This window comes from Ructibacterium gallinarum (assembly GCF_014982785.1).
GTDB classification, from domain to species: Bacteria; Bacillota; Clostridia; order Monoglobales; family Monoglobaceae; genus Ructibacterium; species Ructibacterium gallinarum.
This window is the reverse complement of sequence record NZ_JADCKB010000013.1, coordinates 49,324-69,218: the sequence shown is the minus strand read 5'-3', so window position 1 is coordinate 69,218 and position 19,895 is coordinate 49,324. Positions and strand designations below refer to the sequence as shown.

Genomic DNA, 19,895 nt, shown 5'->3' with positions numbered 1-19,895 from the left:
TGTTCCCCCTTTATATTAATTATTTTTTTTTAAATTAATCGCGGCTATATACAACCGCTTTGACCGGAAGGCATGTTTCCCAATTTTCCAAGAAAAAGACTTCCGTCTGTTTAGCAATATCAGCCAAGGCCTCTATACTTACCTGTGCTGTTTCTGAAGGTCCTATATTGATTACTTGAGACGAAAAAACCTTTTCAACCGCACCGATTTCTGATTTTTCCACCATAACCATTACAATCGTTCGATTATCTGTACTAAGGTTTTGTACCACCGCTGAAGCTCCAACTTTTAAATCTTTCTGTGTAAAATTAACACGCAGCACATCAAATGCCTGACTTTCCGTTGTAAAATATTTCGTAATGGGATATTCTGTTTCTCCACTACTTCCATATGTTAATCCCTCCGGCAATGTTACTAGGTATTCACTCGAGCTATTCAAGGGAGCAGCTAGTGTAATAATTAAGCTCCGGGCTGCACTATCATAAACGGTGCTCTCAATTTCCAGCTCTTTTCCATATCCGTTGACTATGATTCCGCTGAAATCTTGATTATTTACTGCTGCATCCAAATAAACAACTATGCTTTGATCTTCGGCACAAATTGAACTGATTTGTGGGCATCGGGAATACCATCGTGTTTCTACATTATCCACATATACGCTTTGTCCATTTTGCGGTTTAAATTCCAACCGCATTTCTGCTGCTTTTTGTGAGACAAGTCCTTCAAAATGATATCCTTCAGGAGGTGTTACCATTGTGCCATCCAGCCAGCACCAGTAAATTCCCTGTATCGGGTCTACACATATTTCCAATCGGTACCATGTATTAGCTTGAAAGCAATTTGGAATAATTATATTTCCCGCTCCATTTGATAAACTTAAAGAGGAACCCTGAACAAGATATACCGTTGGCCACTCGGTTGCGCCATCGCCTTTAACAATTCCTCTAATTTCCATTCCATCCACCATATCTGGAATATATATGTCCATACCACTGCCAATTAAATCCGAGGTGGAAGAACTCATATATATTCTAAAGTTTGTCGCATCACCGCTCTCGGGTTGATGGATAGAAAGAACATTATTTGCGTCTAGTTTGATTACTTCTGCCAGTATGGAGTTGGTAATATAACCAATGCCGGAAGCTGACATTCCACTATCAAACCCGGTTGAAACACCTAGCCTACTTTCCATGGAATCCGACAGTACCAAAACAGTTTTTGAAAAAACAGTTTCAGCCCCATCCACATCTATCGCCTTCGCTTCAATCTTCATATCTCCCAAACACGCTTCATATCCTGAAAGAATATAAATATTTTCGGCTTGTACAACAAAGTTTGTCACATCTTTACCATTAATCCAGAAAAAAACGTTTTGAATGCCCGTATCATCTGAAATGTCGAACTGTATTTGACGCATATTCTCAACAGACATACTATCGCTAACATTTAACAGCTGAATTTCCGGATTTCTGTTGTTAGCAACGGTTATTACAATAGGCTCAGTTGTCCCTATTCCTCCCAGTGTATCCCGAGCATATCCATAAATAGTATAGCTTCCTTCCTGTGCAAACGTATACTTCCATACTCCATTAGTCACAGGAGAAGAAGCTCCATTTACATACACAACCATTTCTTCAATCGGATAAGTTGACACAGCCTGTAGCTGCGCGGTTATTTCACCTCCTGGGCGAACCAACATAGGTATTTCTGACAATGATACCTCGGGCTTCTTATACCCCTCAGGAGCGATACTAAAATGAAGAATAACATTTGGCTGTTGTGTACCGTCAGCAGAAATAATATCAGATATTGTTACTGTATAAAAATTATCCTTTGAAAATCCTTGGCTACTTTGAATCATGATATTGTCAAACAGAAAATTAACAAAAGTCTCAACCGTACCATCTTCATTTTCTATCAGCACCTGTGGTTGTTTCATTAGTGGAATCCCAAACGAAAAATTCAATGTATTTAATTCGGATAACATTTCACCTTCCTGTACATTGGCAGAACAGGAGTATTCTCCACCTGTGTAAATATTAAAATGATCAAAGTAAGTTTTTGAGACTATATCAGCTTCTCTTCCAACAGAATTGCAGTAAATCCCCCAAACATTGCTTATATCCAAGATTCTTCCTTCCTGCTCATAGATTGCACCATCTATTGATATACATGTTTTTTCACCAGAGTAAATACAGATCGTATATTCCTGTCCAGCATTCATCGTTCCAGCTTCCTGTCCCAAAACAGTCAAGTTCAATCCATTTGCCGTTATTACAGGAATATCTGTATCACCGCTAAAGCCTATATTTCTTCCAATCTCAGATTCATCTATTTCCATAGTGAAACAAACCATAATGCCATTTTCAGCAGTGTATACCTTATTGGTATCCACACGCGCAATTCTGCGAGCTGACGTACCGCTTTCTCCCGTGCTATCTGTTGCAAGTAAAAGTCTGCCATTCTCAGTCCGGACTTCTGCGGCAGAAGGATCATTATCCGGCATTAAAGTTACAGTCATCTCCTTTGGCAATTCTGTATCATCAAATTCCCAGTTTTCGATGTTCTCAGCCAAAACAGTGCCTGAGAGGAGAACGATAAACAACAAAACTGCAATTGAAAACATAAACCAACACTTTTTCAAAAAACACCACCATCCTTTCCAGCAGAGCTGCATGAAAGCAGCTCTGCCCATCGCCGGCAAAAAGCCGACTCCTTTCTCTAACCTTTATATCCTACTACCAGCTCTAAAATACTATTCCAATCTCCTGTGGTTGTACCGCCGCAATTAATTCGTATGTACCTTGCATCACGCTGTTCGAATTCAAATAATTCATAGTCTTCGGTAGTTCCACTGGTACTTCCATCATAAACGGTCTCAAAATTTTCTCCATCTTGAGACAACGAAATTGAAAAGAACATTTTTCTTCCATCCTTTGCTGCTCCAAGCCAAGTTGCTAAATATACTTGATTTACAGTGCGCACCTCACCCAAATCGGCTTGAATCCATACATCTCCGATACCTTGTGCCGACCAGCGTGTATTAAAATCATTGTCAAATGCATTTTCCTTTTTATTGACCGGTTGTGGTTCCGCACTGGCAGTGACATTATAAATCTGCCAGGTTTGTACCCCCTCCGCCGTAAAGTCTGGAGCGGGAGCTAATCCAATAAAGCCAACTATATACGCATTATAATAATTCTCGTCTTCATTACTGTACACTTTCACCACCGCAACATCATCCAATGATTCCGCATTGTCTATTGCAATGCGATACTGTTCACTCGTCGCATTTACTTGGGGAACATGCGTATCTCCTAAAATATAACTGGCAGTCACCGTTGTTTGGGAAGGAGTAAAATTCTCTACGGGTACTCCATCCAACATCAAATTATCAATGGTAGGTGTTTCAGTGATCTCACCATCAGGTACATGCCAGTCATCAATGGAAATATTATACTCAGAGACATCAGTCGAATAAATGCCGATTGGAGTCAATTTAACCGTTATATGAATTGTTCCGCTTCCTGTGATTTTTGCCCGAACCCTTCTAAAAGCGCTATTATCCGTTTCGCCCAAAACTGTTGGCATTCCTTCCATTGCCTTGGCTTCTTCATAATATAAGGTAAGATTACCATTGGTCAAAAAATCCATGCGTAATTTTTTCCCATTTTGCGTAAGTATTACACTATTTCCATCAATTTTGCCTTCCATGGCTTTCGTATACATCATCCAATAGATTTCCGAAGCATCCGTAAGTTCTAATTCATCACGAACTACAAGACTCTTTCGGTAATCTGTCAAGAAGAATCCGCGACGAGCGCTTTCGGTATAAGCCGATAATGGTTCGGACATATCTACAACACCTATCGCGCCTTTCGGTTTTGATTCCCTCAATTCTGCTTCTGATTCTGCATATAAGGTGTGATCAATGCCGGTTCCATCTGGATTGATGATTAATGTATTATGCCCCTCAGCGCGATTACGCAGACATTTCCATTTTCCTCCTTCAATGTTCCAAAAACCAGGAACACTATAGTTTTCCACGCCCAACTCGGCTGCCCATCGTTCACCCATTGAATCAAAAACAAAACCACCGATATCCATATGCCCATGCGAGTGTGCTTCCACTCCGCCTTTTGTAGCCAAATAGGTTTCTTCGCTTTCCCAGCTGTCGCGCATTGTAATAATTTGCGTATTACCGCCAAAATAAGCATCATATGGACGTTGCTCCGTTTCTTTTTCCAAGGAAGTCCAATCCGCAAATAGCGGTGTTAGGGGCGATAGTCCAATGATACCACCTTTTGTGTTATGAAGGACAGCGTTTGTAACTTCCGGCTTATCAAAGTGTCTGGCAAGCCAGAATTGGTAATCCGTATTACTGTCATATTCATCTGCATCTGCAAAATTAAATGTTCCAAGACTGCTTTGTCCATCTAGCCCATAATCAGCAGTATTAGAAATTCCTTCGGCTTTATCCAGAGCAAAAGTAGTTCCCATTACCGTTTCTAATGTTGATAATGCGCTTATCAAATATGAAGTACCAAATTCCCAATATACTGGACCTTCGAACCATGCGCCATCAGGAGCATAGTAAAATAGACTGAATTCCAAACCTTTAAAACAATTTGCCAAAACGCGGCTAGCCTCTTCAGGATATACATCCATTAAAGCAAGAGCAACTGTTATCATACTTCCATTACATACTTCATTCCAGTTATTATACATATATGGCCAGCTGTTATTGCTTCCCGAACTCTTAACGCCATATTGCCACAGCAAGGCTTCACGCAGGGCATTACGGTATAGGCCGTCTTCAATAACTTTACGCTGTTCCGGAGTAAAACCATCATACATCCAATCATAAGCAATTGCAATTGCATTCGCTGTAATGGCAGTATCAAGATAATGGTCTGGAAACCAATTATCCCACGAACAATATGTGCTCATAATCTGCCACGCCCGATCAATATATTTAGAATCCTTTGTCAAAAGATAACCAATTGCAATGGAAGGAAGACCTTCAGCTGTAGAATAATTAAGACGCCCAGAAGAAACATCATAATCAAAAGGAACAAATTCACCAGCAATACGACTATCTGCCGATGCAATTAGGGTATTGAGCCATGTTTGTAATGTTTCACTCTGTTCCGCTGCCATCTTCATCTCTTCCAAACGTTCGGTGTTAGTATGCAGTCGTGGATGTTCATAAGTTTCATTATTCTGTTTAAAAATTGCCAAGAGCTCTTCTTCGGATGGGCGATAATAAAAGAGATAGTTATTTAATTGCTGCAACGCATCAGGGTCTTCAGGAGCATTAAATTTTTTATCACTAATGATGACCATCCCAGAACTCGTTGTAGTATCATCATAATATACCTGCTTACTTAATCCTTGCTCACATAAAGCACGCAACGGCAAAAAAGTTCTGTCTTCTTTTTCTACAGCTGGAATTTCTAAGGTTATTTCATTTCCATCTACAATCATAATGTTTTGTCCAACAGTAAAAGAAATTCTCTCATCTATTGTCACGGTGCTAGTTGTCTCATCATATTTTACTGGCAAATTAAATGCTTCACTCACCGCCCGTACTGGAACCATTGTATGTCCATCCTCCACATAGGGAGCAGGATTCAGGATTTTACGCGATCCGTTGGATGTTAAAACGCCACTGCGTATATGTAATCCCACTTTATCCTTTAACATGATTTCCTGTGCTGTATAATCGTGGAACATATTTACACTGGTATCATAACTCGGAGCGTCTCCTGCTGTTGACAAGTCTCTGGGTTCTTTTCCTTCATAAATATTATATTCATTCATATACAATTTACAGGATCCATCAGCCGGAACCTCTACACGTAATTGAATGAGGTTGCCGTCTAAATTATAATCTCCGTCTTTTAAAACCAGTTCGCCGTTTACATATGCATCAAATGTCATTTGAGTAGTATCCAACGCAAACGCCAATTTAGTAAATTCACTGGTAGATAAAGTGGCAATTTGCCTGCCTTTTGCCAAAACACTTTTTCCATTTATATTTACCAGTGTTTCCCATTTTGATGTATCGCTTTTCATAACACCTAGGAGCAATCTGCTCTTTGCATCAATCAATTGGATAGAAGTTTCTAAAACAATATAACGGTATTGTTCTCCGCTGACTGAAACATCTGCACGGGAACTTTCATCATTTGTTTTTTCGATTAAAAGGCAACTAGTTCCGTCTTCCCGTTCTGTAATTTCCCAGATATGATCATTTTTGGTAATTCCCATCCCACTTGTTGTTTTTGAAAAATCATTTTGCATCATGATAGCTGTTCCAACACTGGGCGGTGACAAATCAAGAGGTATTTCTTCATCATTCCATGCAGCATATGGATACTGATCAGGGATCACGCTGGTGTGTGCCATATTAATATTGTCAATCAATACACCGCTTTCCTCCTGATCTGAAGAAAATCCAAATACAACCGTAGCAATACTTGATGGCATATAAGAACCCGCATAATAATTTGCAGCAACCGCTTTTCCGTTAATATATATATCATAAGATAGCGAACCACCATGAAACAGCAATTCAATACGGTTTAATTGATTAGCAGATAAACATCCAATGTTGTTATTATCATAAGTACAAACGCTATGTGAATTTTTAATTTGGAGAGCATTAAAAGTTTTAGAGCTGCTTTTCAGCTGTACAGTGGCGGTAACCTCTGTACCTACCGACTGCATATCAAAAGCGACTAAAAAATCTTCCTTTAAAGAAGCCGGCACTTCAATGGAAGTATTGCTTCCGTTTAAATTGATATATAACCCTTTCTCATGATCCTGATATTTTTTTACGTAATAACTGTCTCCCTTTATATTAAGAGAAGTAGCTGTTGCATTAGTTACCAAATCGTTAAAAGAATAACTGACAACCATTTCTGTTTGCTGTGCCGCGTAAATTGAAATTGAATTAATAGAAGTGCATAAAAACATTACAGCAAGAAAAAAAATTGTTATCCTTTTTGTTTGACGATGTATTGGTTTGTTTCCCATACTTTTCATCTCCTAACATCGGACTTTTTTGTGAGTTGATCGTCCTCTTTATATTATTTTTCTTGACTTAGTTATAGTTTAAAGATATAATAAAAATAAGTCAACTCAGATATTGCTGAATTACGTCTATAAATTGCTATTTAATGTATGAAAGGAATGAAAAATTAATGGAATTTGAAGATATTTTTGGATATTTTTTGATAATTGATAGTGCAGGGCATAATGTTGTTCCCAAAGATCAAGGCTTTTTTCCTGCAGATCATTCTTCACAACTTGTCCCCAGTGATGATAGCTATACCTTCATGATGATTGCACGAGGAAACGAAATTTTTTATTTAAATAACGCAGAACCCATTACACTTTCAGAAGGTGATTTTTTCTTTTTTAATTCAAAATCATCACCCATGAGATGCAACACACATAACGAAACCATGGAAAACTATTATATTAACTTTAAATGTAAAAATCCTCAGATTTTTAAAAAATTTCAATTTCAACTCAATACAATTTATCATATTCGTTTTACCACGTCTATAGCAGCAAAATTGGAAAGTATAATTCTTGAAAATTTTTATTTTAAAGGTCCATTTTCCGGTGTATCGGCTGTTTCATATTTTATAAATTTACTCGTATCCTTGCATCGCGCTGTTTATGAAAAGGATCAAAAACAGACTAAATTATCCTCTGATGCAGTTACAAAAATAGCAATCAGTATGTATACCGACTCAGAACTTAACCTTTCCTTGGATGATTATGCTACTATGTGCGGACTTAGCAAATATCATTTTTGCCGCGAGTTTAAAAAGCAATATGGCTTTTCTCCCATTGCTTTTCGTAATCATATACGCGTAGATAACGCACGTACTTATCTTGAAGCCACAAATTTTTCGGTTTCCAAAATAGCTACCATGGTTGGTTTTTCTAACCTATCATTGTTTGTAAATATGTTTCGATCGATTTATCATATGACACCTTCTGAGTATAGAAAAAGTTTTCAAGATGGATCAAACACATCAAAAAAAGAATTTAAAAATAATAAAAATCAATTTGACTCTTGACAAATTAATTTTTTTACGTTATTATATCGGTGTGAGTTGATCATCTCTTTGAAAACAAAGAGGTGTGACAATGAAAAAATTTATTCTTCTTTCTTTATTTTCAACACTTCTCTTATTTGCGATTTCATGTTATGCAAATGATGAGATTAGTGTGTTTTTTGATGTTCAAAATCAATCCTTGGTAGTTTCTGGTTCTGTAGGTTCTGAAGCCGGGACAGCCGTAACTGTAAACATTGCTTCTTGGTCAGAACAAAGTCCTGCTTTTTCTCCTGAACATCTTCCTATTGTTTCTCAATTAATATTGACAACAAAAAATGGATTGATTTCTGAAAAAATACCTTTTTCAGACCAATTTAAAAGTGGAAAATATGGTATCTATTTTTATGCACAAACCAATAATGGCCTATTTCATGCATCAAATTCTTTTTTTTACGCCAATCCACACGACCCAAATACCGCAGCTTTGATTACCCGCATCAATCAGGGAGAGAAAATTTCCGAGATATTAACAGATGGGAATAATGCAGAACTTTTGGGAATTGATCTAGAGAAAGTAAACACTTTTATAGATGAAGCTTCTTCGATTGCAGAAAAATTAAATACCGGCAGTTACGATCTGCCTGGATTTGTTAATACATTTTTAGGAGGCACTGCAATCGCTATGCTGAGAAGTGGCATGGCTGCTGATAACGTATTTCAAAATTATGCTTCCTATTTTGGAATAAGTTATGAAGAATATTATCAGTTATCTGCTGACACTCGTGCAGATTTAGCAGCTCTGTTAGCTGATCAGACATATCAAACAGGCACGCTGCAGCAAATATATGCAGACTGCTGTCTGCTTGCACAACTTCGCACCTGCAGCGGCTGGGGATATTTAAAAGATTTAATGCTGAATAATAGTGAAATTTTGAACATCAATTTATCTTCTTCAGGCTATTTACAATTGTCAGAAAATCAACAAAATCAAGTTTTTACCACTATTGCCGGCTCAATGAAATCAGTGCAATCTCTTTCTGACGCAGCAAATCTGTTTTATAAAGCAGTATCTAATTTAACAGAAAACATTTCCACTTCCGGAACAGGTTCCAGTTCTGGACATTTGGGAATAAGCGGCGGCAGCAGCGGGGGCGGAGGCATTCATCCCTCCTCGATGGAGGCTGATACCAATATATTAAAACCTGAAGAAAATGTTTCTAACAATTTACCTGCAGATGCCAAAAATCATTGGGCTAGAGACTACATTTCCAGACTTTGGGATACAGGTATTATAAATGGCTTTCCAGACGGAAATTTTTATCCAGATAATAATGTAAGCCGCTGTGAATTTTCAAAAATAATTTCATTGGCTTTTTCATATTCCACCAGTGAAGGTAATGCAGATATGTTTAAAGATGTCCCCGCCACAGAATGGTACGCTCCATATGTTTATGGGCTTGCTGCAAAGCAAATTATACTTGGGTCGGATGGGTTGTTTTCTCCGGATGGAAATTTAACTCGGCAAGACGCAGCCGTCATAAGTATGCGTATTCTACAAGACCACAATATTTTACTTGAAGAGAATATAGTTTCTTCTTTCACCGATGATATTCAAATCAGTGATTATGCCATATCGGCTGTCAACGCATTGAGCCAGGCTGAAATCATGACCGGAGATGAAAACGGATTCCGTCCCTTAAATACGATTACCAGAGGCGAAACCACTGCTTTGGTGTGTCGTCTTATAGATTATTTGGAAGGAGAGGTTAGATAATGAAAAAAATAATTTGCACTATACTTATCTTTTCCTTTTTAATGACCGGACTAGGTATTTTGCCTGCATCTGCCGCATCCAATCTTGTCTTAACTGGAAGTAATGCCTATACATTGCTAAACATTCTTGGCCTTGATTTGCCGGAAAGTACTGAAGATTCCGTTACAAGAGCACAATTTGTATACACTCTGATGCAAATAATGTCCGGAGGAAATACCTTTCCATCTGCTGCGGAATCATCCTTTTCTGACATAGAAGTTACACGGAAAGAATGTAGTGCTGTCAATGCTGCATTAAGTGAAGGAATTCTTTCCCCCGCCGAACAATTCAATCCCGATGTTGCCGTTACTCCAGATGAGGCCTTGAAAATGCTGGTTGTTGCATGCGGCTATGCACTAGAAGCAGGTGAGAAAGGTGGTTTTCCTTTAGGATATCGCATGACTGCCCAACAACTTGGACTTACCAACAATATTGACATATCGGGGGATATCTTATCCTTTGAAACCTTCTGGACCTTACTTGGCAATGCATTGAGTATTGATCTTAGAGTTATCCGCACCTATGGCGGCAGCACCTATACTTATACCCAACAATCCGGTCACACCTTCTTAACCGAATATTTTCACCTTTCAGAAGTAAAAGGAATCGTTACAGCCAATGCGTATACTTCTTTATATGATTCAGAAGGCGGCAGAGAGGGGTATATAGAAATTGATTCTATTTCTTATGCCTCGTCAGGCTACGACTCTTTGCTTGGTCAGCAAGTCCGCGGATTTATCAAAGATGAAGATGGCGCGTTTTCTATTGTTTATCTGGAAGCTTATCAAAACAATGAACTCTCTATAAGTTATCAAGACATCGTGAGTGCCTCTTCTTCAACTATAGAATATCTAGATGAGCAAGGAAGAATTCGTACGATAAATCTTAGCAGCAACGCTGTTGTTCTGTATAATGGAAAAGCCTTACCCAAGCCTGTTATAGATGATTTTCAAATTCAATATGGAGCGCTACGGCTTATTGATCGGGGTCAAAATAACAGCTATGATGTTCTGGAGATTCAAAGTGCACAAACCATGGTAGTACAATCCATTGACCAACGCAACAAACAAATATATGATAAAAATAGTACTTTCATGATTGATGCTTCTGATAATGATATTGTATTAAATATCATTTTAAATGGGGAAACAGCAGACTTTTCTGCACTGACAGAAAATATGACCATTACATGTTATGTTTCAAAAGATGGAAAATATATTTATCTAGATGCATCTGATAAATATATCAGCGGAGTACTAACTTCTTATAACGCAGATGAAAATATAATTTCAGTAGGTGAAGAAAAATATGAATTCACTCCTTACTTTGAACAATGGTATGGCTCATCAAATCCAGGCGGCGGAACAATTACGCTCTTTTTGGATTCGTCTGGCCGGGCAGCAGCATATACCACTGATACAAGTATAATGAAATATGGATATTTAATCAATGCAGCAGCAATTAGCGGATTAAGTGAAACATATCTATTACGTATATTTACTTCGGACGGTGTACTCAATGAATATTCCTTAGCTTCCAAAGTAACCGTAGACCGCAAACCCAATATACAGGCAAAACAATTTTATGAAAAATATGCTGCCCCAGGAGGTCAGGTAAAGGAACAACTTATCCGTTTTTCTGTGAATGCAGAAAATGAAATTCGCTTTATCGATACTTTGTATGGCCAGGAACAGCCTGATACAGAAAGCACTGGATATTGGGATGAAAGTATGGATGAATACGATAATCTTACGCTGTATCCCTGGAGAAAAAACACTACATCCGGATATGTATATTATAAGACTACGCTTGAATCAGTTGGCTCTCACTTTTTCATTGCACCTTCAGCGCCTATCTTCATTATTATAGATGATACTGATCTACCGGATGAAGACAGATGCTTCCTTACGTCTTCTTCTGGACTAACAAATGACTATCCTTTTAATGCATCTGCCCTGCAAGCATATAATGTAAGTTCTAACGGAGTAGCCCGTGCAATTGTTTATAAAACTGACATTCTGAGCAAGTATGGATTACTAGATGCCAATTCTTCCAAAGGCATTCTAAATTCCATTTCCTACGGAATGAACGCTGAGGGTTTCAAAATATTACAACTTGATATTTATACAGAAAATCGTACATTTAAAACTTTTTATTTGGAAGATGAATCACTTTTAGAAAACTTGTATACAGATGAAAACCAAGAGGCTGGTGAACTGCCTCTTGCCATGGGGGATTATCTGCGATTTGTAGCTGATTCTAAAAACAACATTATTAACATTGCAAAAGATTTTGATGCAAGTTCACTTACAATGCTCTATACCCGAAATGGAGAAAACGAAAACTTACGTTATTATTTTGGTACAGCGTACAATGGAGTAAATAATCAGCAATTGGTATCTTCAGCAATAGATCCTTCTTTAATTGAGGATATGAATACGGTCACTTATTGTCTAAAAATACCAACCTTTACTGTTGTTTATGATTCAACACTACAAAAAATTTATCCTGCTTCTGCAGATGAAATTATCAATTATATTCATAATCCTTCACAAGCGGACAAACTACTGGCTGTAACCCGATATGTGGAATGCCAAGTGCTTGTAATTTACAGATAATGATAAATCACATAAGAATTAATTGCATCAAAAAAGGAGTGCTTCAATATCAGCACTCCTTTTTGATAAATAATTTTATTTTACAACTATATTAATCAATTTTTTCGGCACAGCGATACATTTTACAATGCTTTTTCCTGCAATCAAAGCCTGTACTTTCTCATTTGAAAGGGCGGTCTCCTTCATTTGTTCCGGGGAAGCCTCGGGCGAAATCATCATTTTTTCACGTATTTTCCCATTAATCTGGATCACAATTTCCACCTCATTGACCTGCAATGCCTCCATGTCCGCTTGCGGCCATGCACGCTCCGTAAGCTTTCCCTCTCTGCCGCTGATTTCCCACAGTTCACTTGCAATATGCGGAACAAATGGATATAACAGAACAATCAAATTTTCTACAGCTTCTGTCAAAAGTGCAGAATGATACTCCGCCGTTTTGGTATTTTCTTTATAAACATATAAAGCATTAACCATTTCCATAATAGAACTAATGGCTGTATTAAAACTGAAACGGGCACAATCTTCTGTTACTTTTTTTATGGAAGCGTGCACCGCAAAACGAAGCTTTTTCTCTTTTTCATTTAAACTGTTTTTATCCAGCGGTTCCTCTGAGAGATATGGAGTTAATTCATCAACCGCTCTCCACACACGATTTAGGAAGCGGTATGCACCTTCCACAGCCGTGTCATTCCAATCAAGATCTCTTTCCGGCGGGGCGGCAAAAAGAATAAACAAACGAGCTGTATCAGCACCGTATTTTGCAATAATCTCTTCGGGGCTTACCACGTTGCCCACCGATTTGGACATCTTGCTTCCATCTTTCAGTACCATGCCCTGTGTCAGCAAATTGGCAAATGGCTCCTCGCAGTCGATATAGCCAAAATCGTGCAGCGCTTTTGTAAAAAAGCGTGCATACAATAGGTGCAAAATCGCATGTTCCACACCACCGATATATTGGTCAACATTCATCCAATAATCTGCCTTTGCTTTATCAAATGGCATTTTATCATTGTGCGGGTCTGTGTAGCGCAGGAAATACCATGATGAGCATACAAAAGTATCCATCGTGTCGGTTTCCCTTTGCGCCGGAGCACCGCATTTTGGACAAACAGTATTCACAAATTCAGGGCATTCGCTAAGCGGAGATTTTCCTTGTCCCGTAAATTTAACATTCTCTGGAAGCAAAACAGGCAGCTGCTCCTCCGGGACTTCCACCGTGCCGCAATGTGGACAGTAAACAATCGGAATAGGTGCACCCCAATAACGCTGTCTAGAAATCAGCCAATCACGCAGACGGAAATTAACTTTTTTCTGACCAATTCTCTTTTCTTCAGCATAAGCAATCATTTTCTTTAGGGCATCCCGATTACTCAACCCATTAAAGCAGCCCGAGTTTTCCATGATACCTTCCGCAGCAAAAGCTTCTGTCATTTCTTCCGATTTCATATTCTGACCTTCTGGCTGAATCACAATTCGAATCGGAAGATGATATTTTTTAGCAAAATCAAAATCCCGCTGATCGTGTGCCGGAACACCCATGACAACACCAGTACCATAATCCAAAAAGACATAATTTGCAAGATATAGCGGTATTTTCTCTTCGGTAAAAGGATTGATCATATAACAGCCTGTAAATACGCCTTCTTTTTCCGTATCGGTAGCAGAACGCACAATTTCGCTTTGCGTTTGCACCTTTTTAATAAAGGCTCGGCACGCTTCTTCTTCTGGTTTTCCGGAGATCAGTTGATCCACCATAGGATGTTCCGGTGCCATAACCATATAGGAAACACCAAAGATAGTATCCGGCCGTGTTGTATAAACAGTTAAAAACTGATCACTGCCTGCAATCTGAAACTTCATCTCCGCACCTTCACTGCGGCCGATCCAGTTTGCCTGCATCGCCTTTACTTTATCCGGCCAACCAGACAACTTATCAATATCATCTAGCAAACGCTGCGCATAATCAGTAATCTTAAAAAACCACTGTTCCAAGTCTTTTTTCCCGACTTCACTTTTACAGCGCTCACATTTTCCGTTGACAACTTGTTCGTTGGCCAAAACAGTTTGACAGGAAGGGCACCAATTAACATATGATTTCTTTTTATAAGCCAAACCATGCTTATAAAGCTGCAAAAACATCCACTGTGTAAATTTATAATAATCAGGCTTCGCTGTTGCAATTTCACGCTCCCAATCATAACTGAAGCCCAAGCGCTTTAACTGCCGCCGCATATTATCAATATTAGACCAGGTCCATTCGGCAGGAGGAGTGCCATGTTTAATCGCCGCATTTTCTGCTGGCAACCCAAAAGAATCCCATCCCATAGGATGTAATACATTATATCCCTGCATTTTTTTACAACGCGCAACTACATCCCCAATGGAATAGTTACGGACGTGTCCCATATGCAGATTCCCAGAAGGGTAAGGAAACATCTCTAAAGCATAATATTTAGGTTTTTCAGCATCCTCTTCCATGTGAAAAGCATTTTCTTCTTCCCATTTTTTTTGCCATTTTTCTTCAATTTCTTTAAAATCGTATCTCATTGGACCTTCCTCCGTTCAAACTATTTAAATCTGTTTTAAAAAACTACTGTACAGCAATATCGGACATATCAACAGATACAGCATCTTTCCAAATTCGTGCTAAATCATAAAAATCTCTGGGTTCTTGCTGAAAAATATGCACAATAGCGTCATCATATCCCAGAAGAACCCATTCTCCAGAACGATACCCCTCTTTATTAACAGGAAAAACATCTTGTTTTTCCAATTCCTCTTCTACATGATCACATAAGGCCTGGACCTGTCGGTCAGAACCTCCTGTTGCAATAATAAAATAATCAGCCAACGTTGTCAACCCACGTACATCGAGGACTTCAATATCTTTTGCTTTTTTACTGTCTAACACCTGAAAAATGATGTTTACGGTTTTATTTTCACAAGCCATGTTCTAACTCCTTTATTTATTCCTCATCTAAAACAAAATTTTCCTGTATCAACTGCTGGGTTGCAGCTTTATCATGAACAAAATAAGAAATATTGCCAATATATTTTCCCTGTCCAGGAAGTGTAAATATTTCAATATTATCCTTTCCAATTATCATTACATCTTTCATTATTCCAAAAATTTCAAATCCGGAAAAATCTGTTTCTGTATTCTTTTTTACAGCAGATAAAACCGCCGGAGCCCGGAACAATCCCACCGGTGATAGCAGTTTATCAGCTACAGCATCATATAATGTCTGCTGTGCAGCTAAACGCCCCACATCACCTTCAGGGTATCCTGTCCCATCATTATTTTTTCTAAACCGCATAAACATTTCCGCTTGTTCGCCGTCTAATTTCTGTTTTCCTGGCTGTAAATCTATTTTTAAATTTTGTGCGGGATCATCATATTGCATCCGAATAGGCACATCAACAGTAACACCGCCCAAGGCATCCACGATATCACAAAAGCCATCAAATCCAACCATAACATAATTTTCCGGCTCTAAACCCGTTACCTGCTCAATTTCACCACTCATGACATCAAAACCGGAATAATACGCTGAGTTAATCTTTTTATCATTTCGTTTATTATCTATCTTCGTATCACGGGGAATTTGAAGCACCGAAACCTTTTTATCCTTTCGGTTCACCTGACAGAGTAAAATAAGATCCGTTCTATAACCGTCCTCGTCTACACCGGCAACAACAAAAGTATGTACATTTTCGCTGAGACCGTTACCAAAAAAGCTGAATTTCTCACCTGTCTGCAAAGCAATAATAAAATTATAAAACATCCAGATTACAATCAAAATTGTAACAATTAAAATCGTAAACCGAAGGGGAGATTTTATTCTCATAAATACTCCTTTCCGTTTTGTGTCTCATCCTTCCTAAGTTTTTGCCGTGCCATCAGCAAATCATTGCGGCAATGCACTGTATCAGGATGAATCGTAAAATGCTTCTTTATTAAATCACAAATAGTAAAATCCAGTCCGTCTATGATGGCCTGATCAATATCGGAATAAGCCGTTGATCTCAATTGATCCACACCATCAAATTCACGGTTAGGCTCAATATAATCTGCAATATAAATAATTTTTGCAAGTAAACTCATATTGGCTTTTCCTGTGGTATGATAGCGAATGGCATCCAGTATCTCAGGATCATAGATCTCAAATTCACTTTGTGCCACACAAGCTCCTAGAGGACCGTGAAGCAATTTAGGCTGCTGTACCGATATACTATCAGGGGTAATACCGTATCGTTTTCGCAACAATTCCGCTGCCTGACCAAAATCAATTTCTTTAGCACAGTCATGCACCAAGCCTGCCAAATATGCTTTTTCCGGATTTGCACCATAGTACTGGGCAAGTCTTTTTCCTTCCTCTGCAACCCCTAAAGAGTGACGGTATCGCTTTTCACTTAACATAGACTGCAAATAACGGCATATTTTTTCTGTTTCCATCATGACCCTTATTACCTCTTTATCTCCGTAAAATTCTTTCTGTAAAGTAAATGTCTATCCATGTATTGCAAAACCGTTTCAGGCACCAAATATCGAACGGAAAGCCCTACGGAAATTCTTTCTCGAATTTCCGTAGAAGAGATCTGAATACAAGGTACCGAAATTATGGAAATCACGGCATGATAACGTTTTTCAAGTTCTGCTTTCTTACGTCCTGTCTCTTCATTGCTATAACCCATTCGATGCACCGCAGCAACTGTGCAGGCACGAAAAATACGCTCCGGCTCTTTCCAGCGCTCCATATAATCCAAAGAATCGGCTCCAACAATAAATGTAAAACAATATTCCGGAAACTGCTGTTTCAACTTTTCCAAAGTTTCACAGGTATAACTATATTCAGGTACATCTGCTTCAATAGAATTCACGGTAAAATACGGATTATCTGCTACAGCAAGCCGTACCATTGCCAGTCGGTCCTTCGCCGATGCAGTATGGCTGCTATCCTTATGCGGGATTTTTCCTACTGGAATAAACCAAATTTCATCCAGCGAAAGTGCTTCCCGTACATATTCTGCCATAACCAAATGTCCCATATGGGGCGGGTCAAATGTCCCGCCCATGATTCCAATGTTTTTCTCTGTCATTTTTAATACAATACCACTGCACTGACGCCTTCATCCATCAACCGAATCTTACTGCCTTTTTGATTTGAATAATAAAGTTTTCCTACAGGATTTTCTCCTTCACCATCCTTTTTCAGCAGCAAAATCGTTCCATCCTGTTTTAATCCATATGAGTTAACGCCCGTATCTACCTGACGAATTTTTCCTTTACTGCTCACACACTCAACGTCTCCCGAAGTTGTTGGCGTCATTTGAACATTTCTTGCATAAACCATAGCTTCACCTATTTTATCATAGGTAAATGCTCCCGCACTTACACCTTCAGTTAGTGTTACAGTATTAGAATTGGAATAGGAAACCAAATTAACGGTTCCGGCATCACGGTTATAACTTGACGCAAACCGCACAATAGCACCATCTGCTGAAACATCGCAGCTATAAGCATCATCAGAAATCCGCTTTTCTGTGCCAGCATAGCCATTAATAATGTTTAAAGTAAAGAGAGCTCCTTTACAATTTTCTTCATCATAACCGCCAATATATGCAATCCGTGAAAAATCATCGCTTGCATCAAATAAAATTTTCCCCTGTGGATTTTCCTGAACTTCCACCACAGCGTTCGCTATTTTTTGAGAGGCTGTTTCCGATGCTGCAATATAATAATAATCGCTTTTATTGGTTTCGTATGTTTTTGTATAAATCACCGCACCTTCATCCTTGCGGACACGCTCAATCCGTGTAATATCTTCAGCCATTTGATTGGTTTGCCCAGTGGCAAAATCAATATAACTAATGGTTTGGAAATTATCATGGTAATTGCTGTAAGCATAAATTCCTTCTGTTTTTTCTAAAATGACAGGAGGCAAAAACGCATTTTCCGCATACACCGCTGGGGCTTCATTTTCTTTCAAAACATAAAGGTTATATACTCCGGTTTCCGTGTTATAATCTTTTGCATATAGATAAATGTTACTCTTAGGCGTACTTCCGAAAACAAAGGCGACTTTTTCATCAATAACCTTGTTTTCCTGAGAGGCATCCTTTGCAAAAGAGCGTACGCACAAATCTCCCGTATTGACAATAGGGTTAAAATTTTTGATATATAAAACAGCAAGCCCATCCTGCGTAAATACAAAATTCTCCGAACAAATATTTTGCTCAACAGAAACTTCTTGCTTCTGGGCAGCATTCCAATAGCAAAGTTCACCATGATAGCCGGTTTCATCTGTATTTTTCAGGTATAAAACAGATTTCCCATCTTTGCTGATTACTGTTTTATAATATACAGAAGAGGCAATAACAGTGCGTTCTTTTGGTGTATCATTTTGATAATATACCAAATCTCCACAGCCATTATTTAAATCTACATTTTCCAAAAAGAAAGTGTATAGACCATCTGCTGAAACTGAAATCAACTGTTTTTCCGTTGCAGTTTCATTTTTATATTTTTTAGGATCCTCTGTCTTTGGCTTCTGCGTACTGGAAGGTTTCGTGGTAGCAGTAGCCGTCGGTTTCGGTGCCGCATAGGCACTAATGAAATTCTGACTCAGCTGCTGCGGTTTTTTATCGTAAACCATATAAAGCTGGTTATTTTTTGTGTAAACAGTCGGATAGTGTACATCGCCGTCTATCATACCCGCAAACAGGTTAATGGCTCCAATGATAATTGCTACAACAATAACAGCCACCCCAGCACTAAATACAAACCGGCGGTTTTTCATCGATTTTTCTGGGGAACGCTCCGATTTTGCCTTTGCAGCGCGAAGCGCTGCCGCCTTTTCTCTTTCCGTTCTGCTCATACGGACAACATGTGTCCTTTTTCCTGAATTGTGTCCACCCTTTCTTTGCTTGTTACGCCGTTCCCGGCGCAAAGCCGCACGCTGTGCCGCTTCCTCCATCTCTTCGCGGGTGCGCTGGCGGTGCTCCGGTTTCTTTTCGACCGCAGCAGCAGCCTTTTCTGGATGCAAAAGCTCTTCTGCGTGGTCCTTTCCAATACCGAGTTCCATATCGGCAATGGCTTGCCGGATCTCTCCGGCATCTTTAAAAGTTAAGGTATACTGAAGATCAAAGTCATAGGTATCCTTTGATGGATCTATGGCAGAGAACCGGCCGGTATCCTGAGCAACCGGTGTGTGGACAGATTTCTCCTTGTTCTCTCCATCTTGTCTGCCTGTTGTTAGCGGAGTGTGACAAAGAGGACAAACCTCCGTATTATCTGGCAAACTGATATCACACCTGGGACATTTCATGAAACTTCACTGCCTTTCTCATGTGAATTTACTATATAATGCCGCTGTTTTTTGTACA

At 38.9% G+C, this 19,895-nt stretch carries 11 protein-coding genes; 3 read left to right on the top strand and 8 right to left on the bottom strand.

Annotation, left to right across the window (positions count from 1 at the left end; genetic code table 11):
- Positions 1 to 34 precede the first annotated feature (34 nt).
- Together INF28_RS07510 and INF28_RS07505 are read right to left on the bottom strand one after the other, a co-directional pair.
- Positions 35 to 2,644 (bottom strand): hypothetical protein, encoded by a 2,610-nt coding sequence (locus INF28_RS07510; protein ID WP_226392852.1) that lies wholly within the window; start codon positions 2,642 to 2,644, stop codon positions 35 to 37.
- Positions 2,645 to 2,721: 77 nt separating this feature from the next.
- Positions 2,722 to 7,041 (bottom strand): stalk domain-containing protein, encoded by a 4,320-nt coding sequence (locus INF28_RS07505; protein WP_226392851.1) that lies wholly within the window; start codon positions 7,039 to 7,041, stop codon positions 2,722 to 2,724.
- 167 nt (positions 7,042 to 7,208) lie between these two features.
- On the opposite strand from INF28_RS07505, the gene INF28_RS07500 reads away from it, so the two are divergent.
- The 3 genes from INF28_RS07500 (at position 7,209) to INF28_RS07490 (ending at position 12,509) form a co-directional block, all read left to right on the top strand.
- Complete coding sequence (locus INF28_RS07500) at positions 7,209 to 8,099, top strand: AraC family transcriptional regulator (RefSeq protein ID WP_226392850.1); 891 nt, start codon at positions 7,209 to 7,211, stop codon at positions 8,097 to 8,099.
- A 70-nt stretch (positions 8,100 to 8,169) separates the two neighbouring features.
- Positions 8,170 to 9,852 carry an S-layer homology domain-containing protein gene (locus INF28_RS07495; protein WP_226392849.1) on the top strand — a complete coding sequence of 561 codons (1,683 nt, stop codon included), beginning with the start codon at positions 8,170 to 8,172 and terminating at the stop codon, positions 9,850 to 9,852.
- On the top strand, positions 9,852 to 12,509 hold the full coding sequence (locus INF28_RS07490; protein WP_226392848.1) for a hypothetical protein: 2,658 nt from the start codon (positions 9,852 to 9,854) through the stop codon (positions 12,507 to 12,509). The genes INF28_RS07495 and INF28_RS07490 overlap by 1 nt, the downstream gene beginning before the upstream one ends.
- Before the next feature lie 75 nt (positions 12,510 to 12,584).
- On the opposite strand, the gene leuS is transcribed toward INF28_RS07490, so the two are convergent.
- Genes leuS through INF28_RS07460 form a run of 6 tightly spaced genes read right to left on the bottom strand, consistent with a single transcriptional unit; the run spans position 12,585 to position 19,837 of the window.
- The gene (gene leuS / locus INF28_RS07485; RefSeq protein ID WP_226392847.1) at positions 12,585 to 15,056 is read right to left on the bottom strand and encodes a leucine--tRNA ligase; all 2,472 of its coding nucleotides are present in this window, start codon (positions 15,054 to 15,056) and stop codon (positions 12,585 to 12,587) included.
- A gap of 43 nt (positions 15,057 to 15,099) precedes the next feature.
- The gene (gene rsfS / locus INF28_RS07480; RefSeq protein ID WP_226392846.1) at positions 15,100 to 15,459 is read right to left on the bottom strand and encodes a ribosome silencing factor; all 360 of its coding nucleotides are present in this window, start codon (positions 15,457 to 15,459) and stop codon (positions 15,100 to 15,102) included.
- 16 nt (positions 15,460 to 15,475) lie between these two features.
- Positions 15,476 to 16,357 carry an LCP family protein gene (locus INF28_RS07475; protein ID WP_226392845.1) on the bottom strand — a complete coding sequence of 294 codons (882 nt, stop codon included), beginning with the start codon at positions 16,355 to 16,357 and terminating at the stop codon, positions 15,476 to 15,478.
- Positions 16,354 to 16,968: a bis(5'-nucleosyl)-tetraphosphatase (symmetrical) YqeK gene (yqeK, locus tag INF28_RS07470; protein WP_226392844.1), complete on the bottom strand. Its 615-nt coding sequence runs from the start codon at positions 16,966 to 16,968 to the stop codon at positions 16,354 to 16,356. The genes INF28_RS07475 and yqeK overlap by 4 nt, the downstream gene beginning before the upstream one ends.
- An 8-nt stretch (positions 16,969 to 16,976) precedes the next feature.
- Positions 16,977 to 17,609: a nicotinate-nucleotide adenylyltransferase gene (nadD, locus tag INF28_RS07465; RefSeq protein WP_226392843.1), complete on the bottom strand. Its 633-nt coding sequence runs from the start codon at positions 17,607 to 17,609 to the stop codon at positions 16,977 to 16,979.
- Positions 17,610 to 17,611: 2 nt separating this feature from the next.
- Positions 17,612 to 19,837 carry a hypothetical protein gene (locus INF28_RS07460; RefSeq protein WP_226392842.1) on the bottom strand — a complete coding sequence of 742 codons (2,226 nt, stop codon included), beginning with the start codon at positions 19,835 to 19,837 and terminating at the stop codon, positions 17,612 to 17,614.
- Positions 19,838 to 19,895: the final 58 nt, after the last annotated feature.

Coding starts and splice junctions, on each gene's coding strand:
- INF28_RS07505 (WP_226392851.1), bottom strand. CDS start 7,041: ATGGGAAACAAACCAATACATCGTCAAACAAAAAGGATAACAATTTTT.
- INF28_RS07500 (WP_226392850.1), top strand. CDS start 7,209: ATGGAATTTGAAGATATTTTTGGATATTTTTTGATAATTGATAGTGCA.
- INF28_RS07495 (WP_226392849.1), top strand. CDS start 8,170: ATGAAAAAATTTATTCTTCTTTCTTTATTTTCAACACTTCTCTTATTT.
- INF28_RS07490 (WP_226392848.1), top strand. CDS start 9,852: ATGAAAAAAATAATTTGCACTATACTTATCTTTTCCTTTTTAATGACC.
- leuS (WP_226392847.1), bottom strand. CDS start 15,056: ATGAGATACGATTTTAAAGAAATTGAAGAAAAATGGCAAAAAAAATGG.
- rsfS (WP_226392846.1), bottom strand. CDS start 15,459: ATGGCTTGTGAAAATAAAACCGTAAACATCATTTTTCAGGTGTTAGAC.
- INF28_RS07475 (WP_226392845.1), bottom strand. CDS start 16,357: ATGAGAATAAAATCTCCCCTTCGGTTTACGATTTTAATTGTTACAATT.
- yqeK (WP_226392844.1), bottom strand. CDS start 16,968: ATGATGGAAACAGAAAAAATATGCCGTTATTTGCAGTCTATGTTAAGT.
- nadD (WP_226392843.1), bottom strand. CDS start 17,609: ATGACAGAGAAAAACATTGGAATCATGGGCGGGACATTTGACCCGCCC.
- INF28_RS07460 (WP_226392842.1), bottom strand. CDS start 19,837: ATGAAATGTCCCAGGTGTGATATCAGTTTGCCAGATAATACGGAGGTT.